The sequence below is a fragment of the Variovorax sp. J22R115 genome (assembly GCF_030317005.1).
Classification (GTDB): domain Bacteria; phylum Pseudomonadota; class Gammaproteobacteria; order Burkholderiales; family Burkholderiaceae_C; genus Variovorax.
In genome coordinates this window covers 165,972-188,156 of the sequence record NZ_JASZYM010000006.1, presented here as the reverse complement: position 1 = coordinate 188,156, position 22,185 = coordinate 165,972, and the positions used below count along the sequence as shown (strand labels likewise).

The window sequence follows — 22,185 nt, the reverse complement described above, 5'->3', positions numbered from 1 at the left end:
AGGAAAGCGATCATGAAAATCGTTGTCATCGGTGGCTCCGGGCTCATCGGCTCAAAGGTCGTCAACAGGTTGCGTGCCCGTGGGCACGAGGTCATTGCGGCTTCGCCCGCTTCGGGCATCAACACGATCACGGGCGAGGGCCTCGACGCCGCGCTCGTCGGCACCCAGGTGGTGCTGGACGTGGCGAACTCCCCGTCGTTTGAAGACAAGGCCGTCTTCGACTTCTTTCAGACCTCGGGTCGCAACCTGCTGGCCGCCGAGGCCAAGGCCGGCGTCAAGCACCATGTGGCGCTGTCGGTGGTCGGCACGGCCCGGCTGACCGAAAGCGGCTACTTCCGCGCCAAGATCGAGCAAGAGAGGCTCATCCGCGAATCGAAGATGCCCTACACCATCGTCCACTCAACCCAGTTCTTCGAGTTCTTGGGTTCTATCGCGCAATCCGGCGCGGAAGGTGACACCGTCCATCTTTCGCCGGCCTTCGTGCAGCCGATTGCGTCGGACGATGTCGCAGCGGCGGTGGCCGACTACACCTTGGGCTCGCCGCTCAACGCGGTGGTCGAGATCGCGGGTCCGGAGCGTGTGCGCCTGTCCGAGCTCGTTCAACGCTTTCTCAAGGCTTCGAGCGACTCGCGCACCGTGGTGCCGGACGTGCATGCGCGTTACTTCGGAGCGGAGCTCAAGGACGATACGCTCGTGCCGGGCGCCAACCCGCGCATCGGTGCGCTCAACTTCGACGCCTGGTTCGCGCTGCCCAAGGCGCCTCGCTGATGCCAGCGCCTCCGCCGCAACCGGTCACGAAAACGATGTGCCCAGACCCGGCGTCTCCTGCGTCGCGAGGACCGTCGAAGCGGGCTTCGCGTCAGGGGCCGCCAACTCAAGGAGTTGCGGCGGAGCCGCTCAACGTGTCCAAGCTGCAACCCCCGCCGGTGACGCTGCTGAACAAGTACCAGGGGCCGAACTTCCTCGCGCTCTATTCGACGAAGGTCACGGCCAGCGGCGGAGAGGCAGAACACGCGCGTGCCTCGGGTATCGTGCGCGCCGAGGATGGAAACCTCGACGTGCAGTTGCGGCTTCCGCCTGAGCTCGGCGGCGAAGGCGGCGGAACGAATCCCGAGCAGCTGTTTGCAGCGGCGTTCGCCGCGTGCTTTCACGGCGCGCTCAACTTGCTTGCAGCCAGGAGCGGTATCGCGCTTCGCGGCTCGAGCGTTCAGGTCTCTGTCGCACTCGGGCGGGATCCGGTCGATGGACTCTTCGCTCTCTCGGCTGACGTTCGTATTTCCTTGCCAGGCGTCGAGAAGGGCATCGCTGAAGAGCTGGTGCGCAGCACCGAACGATTCTGTCCCTATGCAAAGATGGCAAGGAACGGATTCAACAGCATCGTCGCACTGGCGACGTAGAGATTGGAGCCGAAATGACCGCTCAGGCCGGAGCCTCGAAGATCAGCGTGGCAGTCACGCATCGCGACACCTATGTCGCCGCCGGCATCGCCGCGCTGCTTCGCTCTCGCGCGGACTTTGCGGTGCAAATGGGTGAGACCGACGCGTCCGCTGCCGACGTCCTCGTGACCGACTACGCGACAGGCCTGCATGGTGCGACCGCGACCGTTCGAAGTCGCCGGAGTACCGCGAGTTCGTCGCTGATCGTCACTGACCAGAACGCGGGATTGCAGATTCGCCGGGCCGTGGATGCGGGAATCCGCGGCTACGTGCTGCAGGACTGCACGGCCGATGAACTCTCGGAAGCGGTGCGCTGCGTCGCGGTGGGCCGCAGGTACCTTTCCGATTCGGTGGCGGAGCAACTGCTGGATAGTCTGACTTTTGTCGTGCCGACGGGCCGCGAGCTGGAGGTTCTACATCTCATTGCCCGCGGATTGAACAACAAGGACATCGGTCGCCACCTGGGCATCGGCGAGGGCACGGTCAAGAGCCATGTGAAAGCCATTCTGGGGAAGCTCGGAGAGCCGACGCGGACTGCCGCATTGCGGGAAGCGCGTCGTCGGGGCTTGCTCACGGAGGAGCGGCCACCGATGTCCAGTGCCGGCCCGCGTGCTTCGATGCGCAGCCAACGCGACGGCCTGCTGTAACCGGGCCGTGCGAAGGCACTGAGGACAGTCAAATCCCAGATGTTCGGGATTTGAGGGCGCCCGATCGGCGCCGAACCATCCGCTCCGTCCATGACGGTATTCCGCGACGTTCATTTGCTCAGAAGCGCTCTCTGCTCAAGGTGAGTCATGCCCGCAGAAACTCGCTCTCGCTCAGGAGAGAGCTCAGTGTCTTCCTTCAAAGGCAGTCGCATTGTTGATGCCTTTTCGACAACACCGTAGTACCCCAAGGAAGTCTTCCGAGCAGAGAAGCCGGTGCCTAGCATTGGATGCATTGCGGCGCAGGCGTCGGACGACTTCGTCGTTGGGATGCCTCCATCTTGATCGTCGCTTCATCCAACAAGAGGGGCTTCATGCAATCGTGCCTGCCATCTTTGATCCGCGCTACTTGGCGGGGTCGCGCTGTTCAATCGATTCTCCTGAGCGCGGTGGCGCTGTCCGGATCCGCCAATGCCGGTGAGGCATTGCTGCGCAATCTCAACTCGGCCTACGTGCAGGCTGGCGCAGGAGATGACGTCGCATCGGCAACGATCGGCGTCACATGGGACTTGCCGTGGCGCCATGAGAACGATTGGGGACTTTGGGAGGGGTACCTGGACTTTTCGCTGGGACGTTGGCGCATCTCGAGGGGCGCGGCGTGGTCCGGGCGCCATGAAGTGACGCAGGTTGGCGTTACGCCGGTGATCCGGCTGCGACCGCGGGGCTGGAGTCATTTCTTTTTCGAGGCAGGCATCGGAGCCAACTGGATTTTCCCGATCTATGGCAACGGGTCGCGGCGATTCAGTACGGAGTTCAATTTCGGCGACCACCTGGCCTTAGGCTGGCAATTCGGTGCGGCGGGTGAGCAAGAGGTGACGCTGCGCCTGCAGCATTTCTCGAACGCTGGCATCAAGCATCCGAATCCTGGCGAGAACTTCGTGCAACTGCGCTACGCGTACAGATTCTGAGGCGAAGGAAATAGGCCATGTCTAACCTGTCCATGCCCACTTCGCCCCCTGTGCCAAAGCGACCTTCATCGCGGCCGGCGCCGCTCGTGCGCGCGCGTCCTACGGGGTGCGCCGTGCGCATCAGGCCGACATACCTGAGCAGGCTGCTTTGGTTGTTCGACGTTGTCAACCACGGTCGGTGATGCTTCCGAAGGGGCAATCGATGGTCAAACTCAGTGTCAGCCTTGAGAAAGTTTCCAACGGGGTTCGCAACGGCGCGCCAACGGGCCCCGTTGGGCACCCACTACGCTGCAGCTTTGTCGAACGAGTGCAAGAGTCTCAGCGCGATGTCGCATTCATCGCGCTGCTTGACGCCTATCGAGCGACGGGCGGTCTCTTGCGCTGGCATGACTTGGCCCAACTGCAGTCCGGACGTGGTACCGGTGACCACGCGAGCCTCTCGCGCTCGATCGCTTCGGGAGAGATCCTGTGCTTCGAATGGAATCAATCCGTTTGGGTGCCAGCGTTTCAGCTTGAACGAAGAGGTCTTGGAGCGAGAACCGAGACGCGGCGTGTGTTGGCCGAGCTGTCAGGAGTCTTCGACGGCTGGTCGGCCACGCAATGGTTCGTTGCCCCGAATGCATGGCTTGGGGACCGCATCCCCCTCGAACGGATGGATACGCATCTTGATGCAGTCCTCGACGCCGCGCGCGCCGACCGATTTGCCGCGAGGGGTTGAGCATCCTCCCGCAGTACTCGCCTGGCACGGGGGGCGATCTGTTTAGAAGGGCTCGTAGGCTGCAGCTCCAACGGTTTCGACCGGAGTGATCGGTGTGGCGTCGTACGGCTCCTGTGGCGGCGGCATTGTCAAATTCATTGTGGAGGCGAAGGGATCTGTGATCCGGTCGACTGAAGCCGGAGCCCGAACGGCAGCGTCTACTGGCTGCATAGCGTAGAGCACCGTCATAGCAGCGAGGATCGAAAGCAATGCGGACGCAAAGATCTTGGTCATGATTCGTAGTCACCAGTTGATTGAAGCGGCTGCCTTCGGTGGTACTCGGGCAGATGTGATCCGCAATTGCTTGGGTAAGCAAATCTGCTCTTGTCGTCGCCATGCCGTTGCGTGCTCAAAGCGTAGGGGCGTGTCGGGAAGCGCGGTAGAGATGTGCAGGGGATCACGGTGTTGAAGGTCCAACACCAATCCCTATGGACGCTTTTGCGTTGGTGCCCACCGGGATACACCAAGTTGCGAGAGAGAGATCTACCGACAAGCGCATTGAATTCCTAGCATTGCCTCAGTTCATTGCTTCTTCTGAGAGTTCTGAAAAGAGTGCGGCCCAGTCCGAGATTGACCACGAGGTGAACAAATGAATCAGTTGATTCTTAAGGAAGAGAACATGGCCTATCAGGGATGTGGAGGTGTCAGCGCCGACAACAGGTGCTACGGATTTCGACCAGCGTTCCGAAACACAGAGACGGGCCATGTCTATCCGTCGCGCTTCGCAGATGGCCGGCTGGCCCCCATTCACATGATTGGTGGATTGCCCGACGAACTGGTCGTCTCGAGATCCGCGGCTGGTGGGGTCATCTCTGTGAAAGATTCGGTGCAGTCCGGCTTCACATTGAACGGGCGGTTCTATGACCGCGATGAGGCCGCAAGCTATTTGGAATCCTCGATACCTTCCCGGTGATGAGCGTGTTGCCGGACGATCTTCTTGTCGACTTTCGGTGCATACACACGCCCGCCCCCGGGGCCGTGCGCAGCCGAACAGATGATCTCGCTGGTGCTCGAATGCATCCCACGCGCGCTGCGGCCTTTTCCATTTCCCATTTGTCGATCCTCTGAAGGAACCTGCCATGAAACTCTCTTTCGTCATTGGCGCGACCGCGCTTTCCTCCCTCTGCGCGATGAGTGCGAGCGCCGAGCAGTACCAGGGAGTACTGAAATTCAAATCGAACGCAGACCGCGACGAAGTGCGCAGCCAAGCGCTTGCCGCGGCCCACGCAGCTGATCCCTTCCGAGAGGGGGCTCATTCAGGTGTCGCGCCAGCGTTCCGCGGTCAAGCCGACAAGGAGACGGTGCGGTCTCTGGCTCTGGGTGCGACGCGTGCGGGCAACCCGTATGGTGAGGGCGCCGGCGTCGCTCGCGTCACTGGCACTTCTCTAGACCGCCAGGCCGTTCGCGCCGAAGCGGGTGCCACCGCGGCACGGTGCGTGATTGAGAGCACCCAGTGAGAACGCCGCTGACCACCTTGCCGGGCGCGCCGGCACACTCGATCCTTCAGCGTCGCGACGAGTTCCGCATGTCAGACAGGCCATCCCTGCCGCGACGTTCATTCCTGGGCGCTGCGGCACTCGGCGTGGCGACACAACTCAATGGCGGGGCTGCCTTCGCTCAATCCACAATTTCCAGGGCATCACCCTTGAAGCAACTCAAGGCGCTCAGAAGCGTTGACGCAGGCGTGCTACGTGTCGAGTACGCCGAACTCGGCCCGGCAAACGGAGCGCCGGTGATCCTGTTGCACGGCTGGCCCTATGACATCCATACGTACGCAGACGTCGCCCCGATGCTGGCAGCGGCTGGCCATCGGGTGATCGTTCCACATCTGCGAGGATACGGTGGCACTCGGTTCATCTCGGACAAGACGCCCCGCAACGGTCAGCAAAGCGCGATCGCGCTCGACATCGTCGACCTACTGGATGCGCTGAAGATCGAGAAGGCCGTGGTTGCGGGCTGCGACTGGGGGGCGCGCACGGCGTGCATCATGGCGGCACTCTGGCCGCAGCGCGTCAATGCGTTGGTCTCCGTCAGCGGCTATCTGATCGGCAGCCAGAAGATTGGCGAGATTCCCCTGTTGCCCCAAGCTGAACAGCAATGGTGGTACCAGTACTACTTCGCCACCGAACGGGGGCGTTTGGGCTATGAGAAGAACCGCAAAGAGTTCGCCCGGCTGATCTGGCAGACAGCGTCGCCGAAATGGGCCTTTGACGTCGCCACGTTTGAACGCAGTGCGGCTGCCCTCGACAATCCGGATCACGTGGCCATTGTGATCCACAACTATCGCTGGAGGCTTGGCCTAGCGGAAGGCGAAGCGAGGTACGACGATTTTGAATTGCTCCTGGCCCAGGCTCCGGTCATCCGTGTGCCGACGATCACGCTCGAAGGGGACGCCAACGGTGCGCCGCACCCCGAGCCCAGCAGCTACGCCAAGAAGTTCTCGGGACCCTACGCGCACCGGCTTATCGGCGGTGGGATAGGGCACAACCTGCCTCAGGAGGCACCCGATGCCCTCGCAGCCGCCGTCGTGGATGTGACTCGGCTGTGAGCCTGAAGTTTGGACGCTACCCGAATGCAGCACCGGCAGGTCGCGGTGCAGGCCCTCTAGGGATATGTTGGGATTGGTGCTCGCTCTGCCGAGCTGCATTCTGCTCTGGCAATGGCAAAGTCCATGGGTCGGCTAGGCCGCGTGCGATTGGTGTTCGCCCGGCAACACGGTGGACCCCCGCGCGTGTCTTGCGTCGGCCAGCGTGGTTGCCTACGATGCTTTTGTTCGCAAGCACCGTAAGCCACCACCCAAGTCCTCCGCATCGATGAATGCGGATGGCCGCGCGCTGTACGCGGGAATGCGTAGCGACATTGTGAAACAGCGGGTTGCCTTCTGAATCTGAGCCTCTGGCTAGTACTACCGCATAGCTTCGAGGCATTTGACGACTGGACCATTGCGCGCACACAAAACCATGACAGACTCCACCCCACTCGATCTGAAAGCAGGCGTTCCGCTCGAACACATCGCCGACGGCGCGATGCTGTCCGGGCAGATCGACGGCGACGACGCTCTTCTGCTGCGCCAGGGCGATGCGTTCTACGCGATCGGCGCGCAGTGCACGCACTATCACGCGGCGCTCGCCGACGGCCTGATCTGCGGACACGTGCTGCATTGCCCGATGCATCACTCGCAGTTCGACATCCGCGATGGCTCGGCACTGTGCGCCCCGGCACTCGACGACCTGCCCACCTGGCGCACTGAGCAGGTCGGCGGACGGGTGTTCGCCCGCGAGCGAATCGTTGCTGCCCCGCGTTCGCGCAGCAACGCGCCGTTGGACAATGTGGTCATCGTCGGTGGCGGCGGGGCCGGCTTGGCTGCGGCCGAAAAGTTGCGGCGGGAAGGCTACGAAGGCCGCCTCACGATGCTCAGCGCCGACGTCGACCCGCCTTATGACCGGCCCAACCTGTCGAAGGATTTCCTTGCAGGCACGGCGGAGGCCGACTGGATGCCGCTGAAGCCGGACGAGTGGTACCGGGAACAGCGCATCGACCTGCGGCTGAACACACGTGTCGAGGCGATTGACGTGGCCGCACGCCAGGTGCGCGTGGCCGGAGGCCAAGGGCTCACCTTCGGCGCGCTGCTCCTCGCTACCGGTGCCGACGCAGTGCAGTTGGCCGTGCCCGGCGCAGCAGCGGGCCAGGTGCTGAGCCTGCGCAACTTCGCCGACAGCCGCGCAATCGTTACGCGGGCAGCGTCGGCCCACTCGGCGCTCGTGATCGGGGCGAGCTTCATCGGCCTCGAGGTCGCGGCATCGCTGCGTGGTCGAGGCCTTGAAGTGCATGTCGTGGCCCCTGACGCCGTGCCGATGTTGCGCGTGCTCGGTCCGGAGGTCGGTGAGTTTGTGCGCGAGTTGCATGCGTCACACGGCGTGACCTTTCATCTGAGCACGACGGTGACGCGCGTGGACGGCAAGCGCGCCAGCCTGGCCGACGGCACTGTGATCGAGGCCGACCTGATCGTCGCGGGTGTCGGCGTGCGACCATCGATCGTGCTGGCCGAGCAAGCCGGGCTTGCGGTCGACCGGGGCGTCAGCGTCGACGCATACCTGCAGACCAGCGCGCCGGGCATCTTCGCAGCCGGCGACATTGCGCGCTGGCCCGATTCGCATTCAGGTGAGCGCATTCGCGTCGAACACTGGGCGCTTGCGCAGCGACAGGGCCAGGTCGCCGCGCTGAACATGCTTGGGCGGCGCCAACCTTTTGACATCAGCCCATTCTTCTGGAGCCAGCACTACGACGTTGCCATCCAGTACGTGGGTCATGCCGAACGCTGGGACGCGATCGAGATTGACGGATCGCTGTCGGCACGCGACTGCAGTGTGGCCTACCGTCAAGGCGACCGTGAGCTCGCCGTCGTGACAATCGGTCGTGACCTGGCCAGCCTGCGTGCGGAGCGTGAGCTCGAGACCTCTGTGGCTCCCGGCTAGCCCGCTGCGATCGGACCAGAGCCGATGTGAAGAGCGTCATGGAAGCGGCCGGCGCGTAGCGACGGATGTGGAACCAAGAGCGCTGCGCGGTGGGGGACAGCTTGGCGATCGTGCGCAAGCTGCAGGCCGCCGGCTACGACCACACAACAACCAACGATCAGCGGCGGACCGCCCTGCATTGCGCCGCGATCAATGACCACATCGAGGTCTTCCGCCATTTGCAGTCATCCGCATCGGCCGGGTCGGAAGACCGCTTTCGCTGCGAAGCAGCGAGGCGACCGAGCCGAAGGCGAGACCGCAGCTTATCCAAGGATCTCCGACAGTCCCGGGTTCAGAGACCGCCTTGGCACACGTATTTGGTGTGCATGTAGTCGTCCAAGCCGTGCACCGACCCCTCGCGGCCATAGCCCGACTCCTTGACGCCACCGAAGGGCGCGGCCTCGGCGGCGAGGGCGCCTTCATTGACGCCGACGATGCCCGACTCCAGCGCATCCGTCACGCGCGAGATGCGCCGCACGTCGGTCGAATAGAAGTACGCCGCCAACCCGAAGGGCGTGTCGTTGGCTGCGGCAACGACCTCTGCCTCGCTGTCGAAGCGCGTGACGGGGACCACCGGCCCGAAGGTCTCCTCGCAACTGCATTCCATCGTTGCGTCGGCGTTCACCAGGACGGTGGGGGCGTAGTAATGCGGGCCGTCGCAGCGCGCAGAGCGCAGGCGCTTGCCGCCGACCACGATGCTCGCGCCCCTGGCGACGGCATCGCTCACGTGGCGCTCGATTTTGTCGACTGCACGCGCGTTGATCATCGGGCCGATCTGCGAATCAGGCTCGGTGGCCGGACCCACCTTCAGCGCGCCGACCCGCGCGGCCAGCTTGTCGACGAATGCGTCATGCACCCGGGCCTGCACGAAGACCCGGTTCGGGCAGACGCAGGTCTGGCCGCCATTGCGGAACTTGGCCACCATCAAGCCCTCCACTGCGGCATCGACATCCGCATCGTCGAACACGATGAAAGGCGCGTTGCCGCCGAGCTCGAGCGACAGCTTTTTCAGCGTGTCGGCCGAAGCGCGGGCGAGATGCTTGCCCACGGGCGTGGAGCCCGTGAACGTGACCTTGCGAACGCGCACGTCGGCCAGCCACACGTCCACCACCTCGGGCGTGCGTTCACGCGAGGCCGTGACAATGTTCAGCACGCCCGGCGGCACGCCGGCCTCCTGGGCCAGGCTCACGAGGGCTAGGGAAGTGAGCGGCGTGTCTTCGGCCGGCTTGCACACTACGGTGCAGCCTGCCGCGAGCGCCGGGGCGATCTTGCGGGCGATCATGGCAGCCGGGAAGTTCCACGGCGTGATCGCAGCGACCACGCCCACCGGCTCCTTCAGTGCCATCATCCGACGGCCCGGCACGGGCGCTGGAATCACGTCGCCGTTGGCACGCGTGGCTTCCTCGGCGAACCACTCGACGTAGCTGGCCGCGTAGGCCACCTCGCCACGCCCTTCGGTCAGTGGCTTGCCCTGCTCGCGTGAGACGAGGCGACCCAAGTCCTCTTGGTGCGCGAGCATGAGGTCGTTCCAGCGCTTCAGGATCCGCGCCCGCTCCTTGGCCGGCACGGCGCGCCAGACCGGGAAGGCGGCATGCGCAGCATCGACCGCTGCCCGTGCGTCGGCCGCGGTGCCGTCCGGCACGCTGGCAAACACGATGTCGGTGGCGGGATCGATCACGTCGAGGCGGCGGGAATCGCTCGCATCGCGCCATTCGCCGCCGATGAGTTGGCGACCCGGCATCAGGTCCTGGCGTTCGAGGGTGAGTGTCATGGTCGGCGCAATCTTGGTGGCGTTGGGCAAAGGAGGCATCAGGAGGCCATGACCCGCTCGGCGATCGCGATACCCAGTTCGGTGGTTGAGGCCGTGCCGCCGAGGTCGCGCGTGCGCGGCCCTTCGCGCAGCACCGCCTCGATCGCGCCCAGGATCGCGTCGTGCGCAGCGCGCCCGGCGCCCTGGCCCTGCGTGAGGAAGTCCAGCATCAGTGCGCCCGACCAGATCATGGCGATGGGATTGGCGATGTTCTGGCCGTAGATGTCCGGCGCCGAGCCGTGCACAGGCTCGAACAGCGACGGGAACTTGCGCTCGGGGTTGAGGTTGGCCGATGGCGCGAGTCCGATGGTGCCGGTGGTCGCGGGCCCGAGGTCGGAGAGGATGTCGCCGAACAGGTTGCTCGCCACCACCACGTCGAAGCGCGTGGGCTGCAGCACGAAACGCGCCGACAGGATGTCGATGTGCTGCTTGTCGACCTTCACGTCGGGGTAGTCCTGGCCGATCGCGTCGGCGCGCCCGTCCCACCAAGGCATGCTGATCGCAATGCCGTTGCTCTTGGTGGCCACCGTCAGGTGTCTTCTCTTGCGCGCCTGGGCGAGCTCGTAGGCGTACTTCAGCACGCGGTCGGTGCCGTGACGCGAGAACACCGATTCCTGGATCACGATCTCGCGCTCGGTGCCTTCGTACATCACGCCGCCGAGCGCTGTGTATTCGCCCTCGGTGTTCTCGCGCACCACGAGATAGTCGATGTCGCCGGGCTGGCGACCGGCCAGCGGGCAGGGCACGCCTTCGAACAGGCGCACCGGGCGCAGGTTGATGTACTGGTCGAACTCCCGGCGGAACTTCAGGAGCGACCCCCACAACGAGACGTGATCCGGCACGGTCTCGGGCCAACCGACGGCGCCGAAATACAGCGCGTCGACGCCCTGAAGCTGCGCCTTCCAGTCGTCGGGCATCATCTGGCCGTGCGCAGCGTAGTAGTCGCAGCTGGCCCAGTCGATGGTGCGGCACTCGAGCTCGAAGCCGAAGCGCGCCGCTGCGGCCTGCACCACGCGCAGGCCTTCGGGCATCACTTCCTTGCCGATGCCGTCGCCGGCGATCAGCGCGATGCGGAAGGTGGGCGTCATTTCGGTTCTCCTCATGTTGCTGCCGCGGCCGTGCGGTCCATGTCGTCAAGCCAGCCCTGGCGCAGTTCGGGAACCGAGCGGGCCAGCAGTTCGTAGTAGGGGTGGTGCGGGCCGCGCTCGTAGTCGCAGCGTGCCACCTGCGCCAGCTTGCGGCCGTGCTGCATCACGACGATCTCGTCGCACACCGCGCGCACCGTGTGCAGGTCGTGGCTGATGAAGAGATAGGACACGCCGAGCTCGCGCCGCAGTTCGGCCATCAGGTCGAGCACCGCCGCGGCGACCACGGTGTCGAGCGCGGAGGTCACCTCGTCGCAGAGGATGAGATCAGGATCGGCCGCGAGCGCGCGCGCGAGGTTCACGCGCTGCTTCTGCCCGCCCGAGAGGCCGCCCGGCAAGCGCCCAGCCACCGAATGCGGCAGCTTGACGAGATCCAGCAGTTCGCGGATGCGGCGCTGGAGCGGCTCGCCGCGCAAGCCTTTGTAGAACTCGAGCGGGCGCGCCAGGATGCGCTCGATGGTCTGCGACGGGTTCAGCGCGGTGTCGGCCATCTGGAACACGATCTGGATGCGGCGGAGCTCGTCCCGCTCGCGCTGCTGCAGCGTCGGCGCGAGCTCACGGCCGCGGAACAGCACGCTGCCGTGGCTGGGCGTGAGCAGGCCGGCGACGGCCCGCGCCAGCGTGGTCTTGCCCGAGCCCGACTCGCCGATCACCCCGATCGCCTGGCCGCGGTGGAGCTTCAGATCGATGTCCTGGAGGATCGGCTTGGCCGGGCGCCCCTGCGCATCCACCGCGCCGTAGCCGGCCGAGAGCTGTTGTACGTGGAGCAGCAACTCGGGGTCGTCGTTCGCTGCCTTGCCCGATTCGCGCGTCACCGGTCGGGCGGCGGCCAGCAGGCTCTTGGTGTACTCGTCGACCGGCGCGGCGAGGATGGCTCCGGTCGGGTTCAGCTCGCGCATGCGGCCGTTGCGCAGCACCAGGATGTGGTCCGCCATCTGCGCCACCACGGCCAGGTCGTGGCTCACGTACACCGCGGTGGCGCGGCGCTCGCGCACCACGCGGCGGAACGCGCGCAGCACCTCGATCTGCGTCGTCACGTCGAGCGCGGTGGTCGGCTCGTCCAGGATCACGAGATCGGGGTCGCCGATCAGCGCCATCGCGGCCATCAGCCGCTGCAGCTGGCCGCCGGAGACCTGGTGCGGATAGCGCGCGCCGATGGTTTCCGGATCGGGCAGAGCCAGCTCGCGGAACAGCTGCACCGCCTTTGCCTCGGCCTCGGCCCGCTTGCACAGGCGGTGAATGACGGTCGGCTCGACGACCTGGTCCATGATCGTGCGTGAGGGATTAAAGGAGGCGGCCGCGCTCTGCGCGATGTACGCAACCGTGCGGCCGCGCAGCGCGCGCTGCTGCGCCGCATCGAGCGCAAGCACGTCAATGTCGCCGATCTGCACCCGGCCCGCCGAGATGCGACAGCCGTGGCGCGCATAGCCCATCAGCGCCAGCGCGGTGGTGGTCTTGCCGGAGCCCGACTCGCCGATCAGCGCCAGCACTTCGCCGGGCTGTACGCAGAAGCTCAGGCTGTCGACCAGCGTGCTGCTGCCAGCCACGATGCTTAAGCCTTGGACGGTGAGTGGTGTGCCCATCAGCGTGCTCCTCTTTCGCGGGCCGAACGGCCCGGAAGGTTGTCGATAACGAGGTTGACCGCGATGGTCAGGCTCGCGATGGCCAGCGCCGGCACGATCACCGAGGCGCCGCCCATGGCCAGTGCACCGATGTTCTCGCGCACCAGCGAACCCCAGTCGGCCGCCGGCGGCTGGATGCCCAGCCCGAGGAAGCTCAGACTCGCCAGCAGCAGCACGACGTAAACGAAGCGCAGGCCCAGGTCAGCCAGCATGGGGCCGGCGATGTTCGGCAGGATCTCGCGCAGCATGATGTAGAGCGTGCCTTCGCCGCGCGTGCGCGCCACGGTCACGTAGTCGAGCGCGTTGATGTTGACGGCCAGCGAGCGCGCGATGCGGTACGCGCCGGGCACGTAGATGATCGCTGCCGTGCCCACCAGCATCGGGACCGAGGAGCCGAAGCCCGCCACCATGATGAGCGCGAACATCTTGCTCGGGATGGCAGTCAGGGTGTCGAGGCCGCGGCTCAGCACCGCGTCGATCCAGCGGCCGCTGGCGGCGGCCAGCAGCGCCAGGGCGGTGCCGATGCCGCTGGCCAGCAGCGTGGCGAGCAGTGCGACGCCGACGGTATAGCGCGCGCCTTCAATGACCCGCGCCAGCATGTCGCGGCCGAGGTAGTCGGTGCCCAGCCAGTGCGCCGCGCTGATGGGCGCGAAGACGTTGTTGCCGCCCATGGCACCCGAGGTGTGCGAAAGGAGCCAGGGCCCGAGCAGCGCCGCGAGCAGCCAGAACAGCAGCACGGCCAGGCCGAGCAGCCCGGATGGGCCGAAGCCGGCAAGCCGGCGCAGCGGGCTGGCGCGCCGCTCGGGCGGGGCAGTCGCGACGGAAGCCGTGGCATTCACGGCCGGTGTAGAGGTGGATGTTTCCATCGGGCTGCCTCAGCGGTGGCGCAGTCGCGGGTTGGCGACGATGCCGCAGATGTCGGCCGTCGTCACCAGGATCAAGTAGGCGCAGCAGAAGATCATGGCGCAGGTCTGCACCAGCGGCATGTCGCGCTGCGAGACGCCGTCGACCATCAGCTTGGCGATGCCCGGGTAGTTGAAGATGGTCTCGACGATGATCACCCCGCCGAGCAGGTACGACAGGCTCAGCGCCACCGCGTTGGCGATCGGGCCCACCGCATTGGGCAGCGCGTGCGCCAGCACCATGCGCATCGGCGAAGCGCCCTTGAGCCGCACCATCTCGATGTAGGGTGCCTCGAGCTGGTCGATCACCGCGGCGCGCGTCATGCGCATCATCTGTGCGACGATCACGCAGCACAGGACCAGCACCGGCATGGCGAAGGCACGCAGCATCTGACCGACCGACTCGATGTCGTTGACGAAGGACAGCGCCGGCAGCCAGCGGAGTTGGACCGCGAACACCAGCACCGCCAGCGTCGCGACCAGGAACTCCGGCACCGACACCACTGCCACGGCCGAGGTCGAGGCCGCGCGGTCGAACCAGGAGCCGCGCCAAACCGCCGAGGCGATGCCGAGCGCCAGCGCGATCGGCACCGAGAACAGCGCCGTGACCGCCGCAAGCAGCAGCGAGTTGGGCAGGCGGCTGGCAACCAGCTCGGCCACCGGCATCTGTGTCGTGGCCGAGCGGCCGAGGTCGCCCTTCGCCATGCCGCGCAGCCAGTTGAGGTAGCGCTCGGGCGCAGGAACGTCCAGGCCCATCTGCGCGCGCAGGGCGGCGACGGCTTCGGGCGTGGCGTCCTGGCCGAGCTGCTCCTGCGCGGCATCGCCGGGCAGCACCGCGGTGATCGAGAAGACGATCACCGACACCGCCAGCAGGGACAGCAGCGCCAGCGCGATCCGCTGACCAAGGAGCTTGATGATCACGGGGTTCATGAGATGTCTTCCAAGGCGGTCCGGCGCGTGTGGATCAGGCCTCGAGCCACACGTTTTCCGCGAAGTTGTAGCCCATGAGGCCGCCGAGTGGAATCGGCGACAGCCCCTTGAGCTTGGACGTATGACCGTCGATGCTCGCGAGGAAGAGCGGGATGCCGATGCCGGCCTCCTGGTGGATCATCGTCTGCATGTCGGCGTACATCTGCTTGCGCTTGGCCAGGTCGGTTTCTGCTCGCGAAGCGAGCAGCAACTGGTCGAACTTCTCGTTCTTCCAGCGCGATTCGTTCCATGCCGCACCCGATTGGAAGAACTGGGTCAGCAGCACGTCGGCGCTCGGACGCGGGTTCACGTTGCCGAAGCCCACGGGGCTATTGAGCCAATGGTTCGACCAGTAGCCGTCGGCCGGCATGCGCTTGATGTCGAGCTCGAGGCCCGCGCGCTGCGCGGTCTGCTGCAGCATGAGCGCAATCTCCACCGAGTACAGGGCCGCCGGTGAAGCCACCACGGGCACCTTGCCGGTGACGCCGGATTTCTGCAGGTGGAACTTGGCCTTGTCGAGGTCGAAGGGTCGCTGGGGCAGGCCGGCGAAGTAGAAGCGGTTGGTCGGATCGATCGGCTGGTCGTTGGCAACCACCGCATAGTCGAGCGCGATGGTCTTCTTCATCTGCTCGCGGTCGAACAGGTACTTCATCGCGAGGGCGAAGTCCGGGTTGGCGCCGGGGCCCGTGTCCTTGCGCATCACGAGATCGGAGTACTGGCCGGACTGGGTGACGAAGATGCCGAAGCCGGGCGTGCCCTTCACGCGCTCGACCGAGCGTGGATTGACCGAGCCCACCAGGTCCATGCCGCCGGACAGCAGCGCATTGACGCGTGCGCTCTCATCGCCGATGCCCACGAACTCGATCTCGTCGAGGTAGGGCTTGCCGGGCTTCCAGTAGGCGTCATTGCGCACCACCAGCGAGCGCACGCCGGGCTTGAATTCCTTGAGCTTGTAGGGGCCGGTGCCGACGCCGGCATTGAAGTCGGTGGTGCCTTCCTTGACGATGTGGAAGTGGAAGGTGCCCAGGATCACCGGCAGGTCGGCATTCGGTGCGCTGAGCACGAAGGTCACTTCATTGGGGCCGGTGGCCTTGGCGCTATCGATCTGGTCGGCGAGCACCTTGGCCTTGGAGGCGGTGGCCGGATCCTTGTGGCGCATCACGGAGTACACCACGTCGGCCGGCGAGAGCGGCTTGCCGTCATGGAACACCACGCCCTTTCGCAGCGTGAAGACCCAGGTCTTCGCATCCTTGGTGGCGAACGACTCGGCCAGCGAGGGCTGCGGCGTCAGGCTACCGTCGAGCGACGTGAGGCCGTTGTAGATCATGTTGCAGCGCGAGTAGTCGGTCTGGTTCGACTGCTTGGCCGGATCGAGCGTGTCGGTCGCCGCGGCGGTCGCCCCCGCGACCCGGATGCGGCCGCCGCGCCGCGGCGTCTGCGCGTGGGCGGTCACCGCCATGCCGGCGAGGCCTCCGGCAAGGGTGGCCTGCATGCCGCCGGCCATCAGCATGGCCAGGATGTCGCGTCGCGTGGCGCCGCGCTGGAGCTGCTCCATCACGCGAAGGCTTTCGCCGGGACCGACGAGGCCATCGAACCTCTTGTTGCTGCTGTCGCTCATGGTGGGGTACTCCTTGTGGGTCGGTGGCAAAGATTGAGGTACACGAAACGAAGACGCGGGCTCGAGGGCGGTCAGGCCATCCTGTCCTTGAGCGTGTAGTACAGGCCCACGGCCGGCAGGAACCAGGGCGGACCGAAGTGACCGGGGATGGCGGGCCAGTTGCGGCCCCGCCAGGGATTGGCGCTCGCATCGCCGTTCATCACGGCGGCCATGCGCTCGCCCATGTGGACCGACATCTGCGTGCCGTGGCCGCTGTAGCCCATCGCGTAGTAGAGGCCCTCGCGCTCGCCGGCGTGGGGCAGGCGATCCTGCGTCATGTCGACCAGGCCTCCCCAGCAGTAGTCCAGCCGCACGTCGCGCAGTTGCGGAAAGGTCTCCGCCAGGCCTGCGCGCAGGATCTCGCCGCTCGCGGCATCCATCTGCGGGCTGGAGACCGCGAAGCGCGCGCGCCCGCCGAACACCAGCCGGTGGTCGGCCGTGAGCCGGAAGTAATGGTGGATGTTGGCCACCGTCACGTACGTGCGTCGGGCCGCGAGCAGGGCGTTCGCGCGTTCGGCGCCGAGCGGCTCAGTGACCACGATGAAGCTGCCGATCGGTACGATGCGGCGGCGCAGCCAGCCGAAGCTGCCGTAGGCGCCGTGGCGGGTCGCGCCCGTCGCCAGCAGCACCTGCTGCGCGGTGACGCTGCCGCGTTCGGTGTGCAGCTTGTGTGCATGGCCCTGGCCCAGGCGTTCGATGCGGCGCACGCCGGTGGCAGTGTGGATCTGCGCGCCGTTGCGCTGCGCGGCCGCTGCCAGGCCCTGGGCGAAGCGGCCCATGTGCATCTGGCCGCTGCGCTTGTAGAGCAGGCCGCCATGGAAGCGATCGCTCTGAACTTCGGCGCGCACTCGTGCCGCGTCGAGGATCTCGACGTCGGTGTCCACGCCATCGTCGGCGAGGCGCTGGGCGCTGCGTTCGAGCGCGGCCATTTGGTTAGCGCGCGTGGCGAGCTTGAGCTTGCCGTGGCGCAGAAAGTCGCAGTCGATGGCCTCGTCGCGCACCAGTCGCGCCACCGTGTCTACCGCCTCGTCATAGGCACGGTACCAGGCGCGAGCCCGCTCGACGCCGACCTTGGCGGCCACATCCGCGTAGTCGACCGCGAGCCCGTTGTTGACGTGCCCGCCGTTGCGGCCCGAGGCCTCGGCCGCCACGCGCGCGCCGGCTTCCAGCACGACCACGCGGGCGCCGCGCCGGGCCAGCGCCAGGGCCGCCGACAGACCAGTGAAGCCGCCGCCGACGATCGCCACATCGACCTGCGCCGGCAGGTCGTGCCGCTCGGGGACGAAGGCGGGCGCCGAATCGGTCCAGTAGGAGTCGAGCTTCATGGCGTGGGGGCGGGCGGGTCGAGTGAATGGAATCAGAGGCCGACGACGCCAGGCAGGCCGCCGATGTCGGCGATCTCGACGTAGCGGTAGGCCGGATTGCCGGGGCCGTGGCCGCGATTGACGAACACCTTGTTGACGATGCCGATGTCGTCCGCGGACATCAGGTCGTAGCGCAGGCTGGACGACACGTGCAGCACGTCCTCGGGGTTGCAGCCGAGCGAGTCGAGCATGTATTCGAAGGCCTGGAGGCGCGGCTTGTAGGCCTGTGCCTGCTGTGCCGTGTAGACGCGGTGGAATGGCGCGCCGAGCATCGCCACGTTCTTCTGGATCTGTCCGTCCGAGGCGTTCGAAAGGATCACCAGCGGGATCTCCCTGGCGACCTTGGCCAGGCCGGCGGGCACGTCCTCGTGCGGGCCCCAGGTGGGCACCGCGTCGTAGTACTTCTGCGCGTCGCTGTCGAGGTATTGCAGCTTCCACTTCTTGCACAGGCGCCGCACTGCGTTCTTCAGCACGATCTCGTAGGGTTGCCAGGCGCCCAGCACCTCGTCAAAGCGGTAGGCCGAAAAGTCGGCGATGAACTGTTCCATGCGCTCGACCGGCACGCGGTCGGCAAAGATGTCGCGGGTCATCTCGCCCATGCGGAAGCGTGTGAGGGTACCGTAGCAGTCGAAAGTCACGTACTTGGGACGGAAGGTCATGGTCACTGATCCTGTGTCAAACCGGTTGCCGACCGGGGCGGGCCGCCTGCCTTATGCGGCAAATGCGACAAACTCATTACGAAGTGATTGCAGCACGCAGCCGCCTCGGGGATATAGGGAAATGCGGCCCTTGCCGCGCGAAAGCTGCGGTTTGCGGGGGGTGCGGCGGCATGCCATGCGGTCTGCCCTCGATGCGTGCGGCCGTGCACCTCAGTGCGTCGCCGCGAAGTCGATGAGCACGCTTTTGAAGCGCAGGTTGGCCTCGACCGCCTGGCGCCCCAGGTCCTTGCCGATGCCCGACTGGTGGTAGCCGCCGGTGGGGATGACGAAGTCGGCGCTGCGTCCGTAGCGGTTGATCCAGACGGTGCCGGCCGAGATGCCGCGCATCGCGCGTAGCGCGCGGCCGATGTCCGCGGTGTGCACGCCGGCGGCGAGGCCGTAGTGCTCGTGGGCGGCCAGCGCCAGCCCTTCCTCTTCGTCGCCAAAGGTCTGGACCGTGAGCACGGGGCCGAAGATTTCTTCCTGCACAGCCGGGTTGGCCGCGTCCACGCCCTCGATCAGCGTGGGGCGGAAGTAGGCGCCGCCAGGGCCGCCGTCGAACAGGCCGCCGCCGCAGCGGATTCGGCCGCCCGCGTCGCGCGCACGATCGACGATGTCTTGGATGCGCCCGGCCTGCAGCGCCGAGATGATGGGCGGCAGCGTGGCCGCGTCGTCCCAGGTCGCGCCCGGTCGCAGCGCCTCGAAGCGGGCGGCGATGCGCTCGACCAGCGCCGCCGCGATGCCGCGCTGCACGATCAGCCGCGAACCGGCCACGCACACCTGGCCCGCGTTGCCGGCGATCGCGCCGGCGATCATGCCGGCCAGGCGGTCGACATCGGGCGCATCGTCGAACACCAGTTGCGGGCTCTTGCCGCCCAGCTCCAGCGTCACCGCCTTGGGGCCATGCAAGGCACAGGCGGACATGATCGCGGCACCGGTGCGCGTGGAGCCGGTGAAGGTCATCTTCGCGATCAGCGAATGCCGCGAGAGCGCGTCGCCCGTCGTGCGCCCATCGCCCTGCACGATATTGAACAGGCCCGGCGGAACGCCAGCCTCGATGGCCAGCTCGGCCAGCCGCAGCGCCGAGAAGGGTGTCAGTTCCGACGGCTTGAGCACCACCGCGTTGCCGGCGGCGAGCGCGGCACCGACCTTCCACGACATCATGACCAGCGGGAAGTTCCATGGTGTGATGGCACCGACCACTCCATAGGGCTCGGCCACCACCATGCCCAGGTGATCGTGGCGGGTCGCCGCGACCTCGCCGCCGAGCTTGTCCGCGTACTCGGCGAAGAAGCGCAGGCCCTCGGCCGTGAAGGGGACGTCCCAGGCGATGGCATCGCGCACAGGGCGCGTGGAGCACACGGCTTCCAGCGGCCCGAGCCGCGCCGCGTCGGCCTCGATCAGGTCGGCCCAGCGGCGCAGCACGCGTGCGCGATCGCGCGGCGCGCAGCGCGCCCAGTCGCTGCGGCGCCAGGTCGTCCATGCGTCGCGCACGGCGGCGTCCACCGTGTCGGCATCGCCCAGCGGGAGTTCGGCATGCGGCTGCGCGTCGGAGGGCCGATGAACGACCATGCGGCCGGCGTCGGGAACGAGGCGTCCGCCGATGAAATGGCCCGAGGGCACGTGGATCTGTCGGGGGTCGAAGACTTGCATGTCGGAAGGGGCGTTGGAAGGTCGGAGGAATGCCGATCGATGCTAGGCAGGATGTCGCAGCATTTGTGTGCGTAAGCGAGCGCCTCAACGCAGCGAATTGCAAAAGCCGGCCCCTTCGCAGGTGAAGCTTGCAAGTTGCGGCGAACGTCGATTTCGGTCTGGTGCAGCGCGCCGATGTCGTCCAAGATCAACGCGCCATTCCCTTCGCACAGAAAGCTTTCCGATGCCCGATCACACCCTGAATGCACCCGCCGTGGATGGCGTGGCGCTGAGACCGATGACCCCGGCCGACCTTCCGCATGCGCACGCGCTGTCGGCCGACCTGCGCTGGCCGCACCGCCCGGCGGACTGGGCGCAGGCGTTCGCGCACGCCGAAGGCATCGTCGCCGAGGGCGACGGCGAGATCATCGCCACGGGTCTGCGCTGGCGCTGGGGCGAGCGCCACGCCACCATTGGCCTCGTGATCGTGACGCCGGCCTGCCGGGGCCGCCGCATCGGGCACCGCCTGATGAGCGCGCTGCTCGACGGGCTGGACGACCACACCGTGCTGCTGCACGCCACCGCCGAAGGGCGGGGCCTGTACGAGCGGCTGGGCTTCGCGCGCACCGGTGAACTGAGGCAGCACCAGAGCGTCGCGCAGCCGGCGCCGCTCGTCGCGCTGCGGCCGGGCTGGCGGCTGCGGCCGGCCGGCGTGCACGAGGCACAGGCGCTGCAGGCGCTCGATGCGGCGGCGCGCGGCATGCCGCGCGATGCGCTGATTGCCGACCTGCTGGCCACCGCCGATGCCTGCGTGGTGCTCGACCATGACAACGAGCCGCGCGGCTTCGCGATGCTGCGCCGCTTCGGACGCGGGCACGCCATCGGCCCCGTCGTCGCACCCGACGTGGGGGGTGCAAAGGCGCTGATCGCGCACCTCGTCAGTCTCAACGCCGGCCACTTCACACGCATCGATGTCGACTTCGACAGTGGGCTGGTCGACTGGCTCGAAGACCTCGGCCTGCCGCGCGTCGACGCACCGACGACGATGGTGCGCGGCGCGCCACTCGCCACGCCGCCTGGCGGACCGGCGCTGTTCGCCATCGTGACCCAGGCCATCGGTTGAGGCCGGTCATGGGCACGACCACCTTCCTCTACAAATCCGATCCGGTGCGAGGCCGCCAGTGGGCCGAGGTGTTCCGGCACCGCGCGCCCGAGATCGACTTTCGCATCTGGCCCGACGTCGGTGATCCGACGCGCGTGCGTTTCCTTGCGGCCTGGGAGCCGCCGGACAATCTCGCGATGCGTTTTCCGAATCTCGAGGTGCTGTTCTCCTCCGGCGCCGGCGTGGACCAGTTCGACTTCGCTGCGCTGCCCCCCGCATTGCCGGTGGTGCGTATGGTGGAGCCCGGCATCGTGCGCGGCATGGTCGAGTACGTGACGCACGCGGTGCTCGGCCTGCATCGTGACATGCCACGCTACCGGCGCCAGCAGCAAGAGGGCCAGTGGCGCCCGCTGCCGGTGCGGCCGGCGGGCGAACGGCGCGTCGGCGTTCTCGGCCTCGGTTCGCTGGGACAGGCCGTACTGGCGCAGCTCGTCGGCATGGGTTTCGATTGCGCGGGATGGAGCCGGTCGCGGCACGCAGTCGATGGTGTGCAATGCCATGCGGGCGCCGACGAACTGCCTGTCTTCCTCGCACGCACCGACATCCTCGTGTGCCTGCTGCCGCTCACCGATTCGACGCGCCGCTTTCTCGATGCGCGGCTGTTCTCGATGCTGCCTTCCGATGCAGGTCTGGTACACGTCGGCCGTGGGCCGCAGCTCGTCGTGGCCGACCTGCTGGCCGCATTGGCCAGCGGCCAGATCGGCGATGCCGTGCTCGACGTGACCGACCCCGAGCCGCTGCCGCCGGCGCATGCCTTCTGGCGCCATCCGAACATCCAGCTCACACCGCACATCGCGAGCATGACGCAGCCACTGAGCGCAGCCGAGGCGGTGCTGGACAACCTGCGGCGCTTCGAGGACGGCGAACCGATGCTCGGCCTCATCGATCGCGCGCGCGGGTACTGA

21 protein-coding genes are annotated in these 22,185 nt (G+C 66.7%); 11 read left to right on the top strand and 10 right to left on the bottom strand.

Annotated elements, in window-relative coordinates; genetic code table 11:
- Nucleotides 1–12: 12 nt before the first annotated feature.
- The 5 genes from QTI04_RS12560 to QTI04_RS12540 all read left to right on the top strand — a co-directional run bounded on the left by QTI04_RS12560 (nucleotide 13) and on the right by QTI04_RS12540 (nucleotide 3,766).
- The gene (locus QTI04_RS12560; protein ID WP_286615967.1) at nucleotides 13–768 is read left to right on the top strand and encodes an SDR family oxidoreductase; all 756 of its coding nucleotides are present in this window, start codon (nucleotides 13–15) and stop codon (nucleotides 766–768) included.
- Between the two features lie 134 nt (nucleotides 769–902).
- The gene (locus QTI04_RS12555; RefSeq protein ID WP_286603056.1) at nucleotides 903–1,397 is read left to right on the top strand and encodes an Ohr family peroxiredoxin; all 495 of its coding nucleotides are present in this window, start codon (nucleotides 903–905) and stop codon (nucleotides 1,395–1,397) included.
- A gap of 14 nt (nucleotides 1,398–1,411) precedes the next feature.
- A complete protein-coding gene (locus QTI04_RS12550) occupies nucleotides 1,412–2,083 on the top strand; it encodes a LuxR C-terminal-related transcriptional regulator (RefSeq protein ID WP_286615966.1) in 672 nt (223 codons plus the stop codon).
- Between the two features lie 371 nt (nucleotides 2,084–2,454).
- Nucleotides 2,455–3,048 (top strand): acyloxyacyl hydrolase, encoded by a 594-nt coding sequence (locus QTI04_RS12545; RefSeq protein WP_286615965.1) that lies wholly within the window; start codon nucleotides 2,455–2,457, stop codon nucleotides 3,046–3,048.
- Nucleotides 3,049–3,250: 202 nt separating this feature from the next.
- Nucleotides 3,251–3,766: an antitoxin Xre/MbcA/ParS toxin-binding domain-containing protein gene (locus QTI04_RS12540; protein WP_286615964.1), complete on the top strand. Its 516-nt coding sequence runs from the start codon at nucleotides 3,251–3,253 to the stop codon at nucleotides 3,764–3,766.
- Between the two features lie 42 nt (nucleotides 3,767–3,808).
- Here QTI04_RS12540 and QTI04_RS12535 read toward each other — a convergent pair whose 3' ends face one another.
- Entirely contained in the window at nucleotides 3,809–4,039 is a 231-nt protein-coding gene (locus QTI04_RS12535; protein ID WP_286615963.1) for a hypothetical protein, read from the bottom strand.
- A gap of 355 nt (nucleotides 4,040–4,394) precedes the next feature.
- Between QTI04_RS12535 and QTI04_RS12530 the strand changes: the two genes are divergently transcribed.
- The 4 genes from QTI04_RS12530 to QTI04_RS12515 all read left to right on the top strand — a co-directional run bounded on the left by QTI04_RS12530 (nucleotide 4,395) and on the right by QTI04_RS12515 (nucleotide 8,280).
- A complete protein-coding gene (locus QTI04_RS12530; RefSeq protein WP_286603062.1) occupies nucleotides 4,395–4,718 on the top strand; it encodes a hypothetical protein in 324 nt (107 codons plus the stop codon).
- Nucleotides 4,719–4,884: 166 nt separating this feature from the next.
- The gene (locus tag QTI04_RS12525; protein ID WP_286615962.1) at nucleotides 4,885–5,262 is read left to right on the top strand and encodes a helicase SNF2; all 378 of its coding nucleotides are present in this window, start codon (nucleotides 4,885–4,887) and stop codon (nucleotides 5,260–5,262) included.
- A 68-nt stretch (nucleotides 5,263–5,330) separates the two neighbouring features.
- The gene (locus QTI04_RS12520; protein ID WP_286616120.1) at nucleotides 5,331–6,353 is read left to right on the top strand and encodes an alpha/beta fold hydrolase; all 1,023 of its coding nucleotides are present in this window, start codon (nucleotides 5,331–5,333) and stop codon (nucleotides 6,351–6,353) included.
- Between the two features lie 412 nt (nucleotides 6,354–6,765).
- Nucleotides 6,766–8,280: an FAD-dependent oxidoreductase gene (locus QTI04_RS12515; protein ID WP_286615961.1), complete on the top strand. Its 1,515-nt coding sequence runs from the start codon at nucleotides 6,766–6,768 to the stop codon at nucleotides 8,278–8,280.
- Between the two features lie 331 nt (nucleotides 8,281–8,611).
- Here the strand turns inward: QTI04_RS12515 and QTI04_RS12510 are convergent, their stop codons facing one another.
- The 9 genes from QTI04_RS12510 to QTI04_RS12470 form a co-directional block, all read right to left on the bottom strand.
- Complete coding sequence (locus tag QTI04_RS12510) at nucleotides 8,612–10,090, bottom strand: NAD-dependent succinate-semialdehyde dehydrogenase (protein WP_286615960.1); 1,479 nt, start codon at nucleotides 10,088–10,090, stop codon at nucleotides 8,612–8,614.
- A gap of 38 nt (nucleotides 10,091–10,128) precedes the next feature.
- A complete protein-coding gene (locus QTI04_RS12505; protein WP_286615959.1) occupies nucleotides 10,129–11,217 on the bottom strand; it encodes a tartrate dehydrogenase in 1,089 nt (362 codons plus the stop codon).
- An 11-nt stretch (nucleotides 11,218–11,228) separates the two neighbouring features.
- Nucleotides 11,229–12,857 (bottom strand): ABC transporter ATP-binding protein, encoded by a 1,629-nt coding sequence (locus QTI04_RS12500; RefSeq protein ID WP_286615958.1) that lies wholly within the window; start codon nucleotides 12,855–12,857, stop codon nucleotides 11,229–11,231.
- Nucleotides 12,857–13,762, bottom strand: coding sequence for an ABC transporter permease (locus QTI04_RS12495; protein ID WP_286615957.1), 906 nt, complete (start codon nucleotides 13,760–13,762; stop codon nucleotides 12,857–12,859). The genes QTI04_RS12500 and QTI04_RS12495 overlap by 1 nt, the downstream gene beginning before the upstream one ends.
- A gap of 9 nt (nucleotides 13,763–13,771) precedes the next feature.
- Nucleotides 13,772–14,728: an ABC transporter permease gene (locus QTI04_RS12490; protein ID WP_286615956.1), complete on the bottom strand. Its 957-nt coding sequence runs from the start codon at nucleotides 14,726–14,728 to the stop codon at nucleotides 13,772–13,774.
- A 34-nt stretch (nucleotides 14,729–14,762) separates the two neighbouring features.
- Nucleotides 14,763–16,385 carry an ABC transporter substrate-binding protein gene (locus tag QTI04_RS12485; protein ID WP_286615955.1) on the bottom strand — a complete coding sequence of 541 codons (1,623 nt, stop codon included), beginning with the start codon at nucleotides 16,383–16,385 and terminating at the stop codon, nucleotides 14,763–14,765.
- A gap of 71 nt (nucleotides 16,386–16,456) precedes the next feature.
- Complete coding sequence (locus QTI04_RS12480) at nucleotides 16,457–17,749, bottom strand: FAD-binding oxidoreductase (protein ID WP_286615954.1); 1,293 nt, start codon at nucleotides 17,747–17,749, stop codon at nucleotides 16,457–16,459.
- Nucleotides 17,750–17,781: 32 nt separating this feature from the next.
- Nucleotides 17,782–18,447: a haloacid dehalogenase type II gene (locus tag QTI04_RS12475; protein ID WP_286615953.1), complete on the bottom strand. Its 666-nt coding sequence runs from the start codon at nucleotides 18,445–18,447 to the stop codon at nucleotides 17,782–17,784.
- 210 nt (nucleotides 18,448–18,657) lie between these two features.
- The gene (locus QTI04_RS12470) at nucleotides 18,658–20,139 is read right to left on the bottom strand and encodes an aldehyde dehydrogenase (protein WP_286615952.1); all 1,482 of its coding nucleotides are present in this window, start codon (nucleotides 20,137–20,139) and stop codon (nucleotides 18,658–18,660) included.
- Nucleotides 20,140–20,362: 223 nt separating this feature from the next.
- On the opposite strand from QTI04_RS12470, the gene QTI04_RS12465 reads away from it, so the two are divergent.
- Both QTI04_RS12465 and QTI04_RS12460 read left to right on the top strand, forming a co-directional pair.
- Nucleotides 20,363–21,241: a GNAT family N-acetyltransferase gene (locus QTI04_RS12465; protein ID WP_286615951.1), complete on the top strand. Its 879-nt coding sequence runs from the start codon at nucleotides 20,363–20,365 to the stop codon at nucleotides 21,239–21,241.
- Nucleotides 21,242–21,249: 8 nt separating this feature from the next.
- A complete protein-coding gene (locus QTI04_RS12460) occupies nucleotides 21,250–22,185 on the top strand; it encodes a glyoxylate/hydroxypyruvate reductase A (protein WP_286615950.1) in 936 nt (311 codons plus the stop codon).

Coding starts and splice junctions, on each gene's coding strand:
- QTI04_RS12560 (WP_286615967.1), top strand. CDS start 13: ATGAAAATCGTTGTCATCGGTGGCTCCGGGCTCATCGGCTCAAAGGTC.
- QTI04_RS12550 (WP_286615966.1), top strand. CDS start 1,412: ATGACCGCTCAGGCCGGAGCCTCGAAGATCAGCGTGGCAGTCACGCAT.
- QTI04_RS12545 (WP_286615965.1), top strand. CDS start 2,455: ATGCAATCGTGCCTGCCATCTTTGATCCGCGCTACTTGGCGGGGTCGC.
- QTI04_RS12540 (WP_286615964.1), top strand. CDS start 3,251: ATGGTCAAACTCAGTGTCAGCCTTGAGAAAGTTTCCAACGGGGTTCGC.
- QTI04_RS12535 (WP_286615963.1), bottom strand. CDS start 4,039: ATGACCAAGATCTTTGCGTCCGCATTGCTTTCGATCCTCGCTGCTATG.
- QTI04_RS12530 (WP_286603062.1), top strand. CDS start 4,395: ATGAATCAGTTGATTCTTAAGGAAGAGAACATGGCCTATCAGGGATGT.
- QTI04_RS12525 (WP_286615962.1), top strand. CDS start 4,885: ATGAAACTCTCTTTCGTCATTGGCGCGACCGCGCTTTCCTCCCTCTGC.
- QTI04_RS12520 (WP_286616120.1), top strand. CDS start 5,331: ATGTCAGACAGGCCATCCCTGCCGCGACGTTCATTCCTGGGCGCTGCG.
- QTI04_RS12515 (WP_286615961.1), top strand. CDS start 6,766: ATGACAGACTCCACCCCACTCGATCTGAAAGCAGGCGTTCCGCTCGAA.
- QTI04_RS12510 (WP_286615960.1), bottom strand. CDS start 10,090: ATGACACTCACCCTCGAACGCCAGGACCTGATGCCGGGTCGCCAACTC.
- QTI04_RS12505 (WP_286615959.1), bottom strand. CDS start 11,217: ATGACGCCCACCTTCCGCATCGCGCTGATCGCCGGCGACGGCATCGGC.
- QTI04_RS12500 (WP_286615958.1), bottom strand. CDS start 12,857: ATGGGCACACCACTCACCGTCCAAGGCTTAAGCATCGTGGCTGGCAGC.
- QTI04_RS12495 (WP_286615957.1), bottom strand. CDS start 13,762: ATGGAAACATCCACCTCTACACCGGCCGTGAATGCCACGGCTTCCGTC.
- QTI04_RS12490 (WP_286615956.1), bottom strand. CDS start 14,728: ATGAACCCCGTGATCATCAAGCTCCTTGGTCAGCGGATCGCGCTGGCG.
- QTI04_RS12485 (WP_286615955.1), bottom strand. CDS start 16,385: ATGAGCGACAGCAGCAACAAGAGGTTCGATGGCCTCGTCGGTCCCGGC.
- QTI04_RS12480 (WP_286615954.1), bottom strand. CDS start 17,749: ATGAAGCTCGACTCCTACTGGACCGATTCGGCGCCCGCCTTCGTCCCC.
- QTI04_RS12475 (WP_286615953.1), bottom strand. CDS start 18,447: ATGACCTTCCGTCCCAAGTACGTGACTTTCGACTGCTACGGTACCCTC.
- QTI04_RS12470 (WP_286615952.1), bottom strand. CDS start 20,139: ATGCAAGTCTTCGACCCCCGACAGATCCACGTGCCCTCGGGCCATTTC.
- QTI04_RS12465 (WP_286615951.1), top strand. CDS start 20,363: ATGCCCGATCACACCCTGAATGCACCCGCCGTGGATGGCGTGGCGCTG.
- QTI04_RS12460 (WP_286615950.1), top strand. CDS start 21,250: ATGGGCACGACCACCTTCCTCTACAAATCCGATCCGGTGCGAGGCCGC.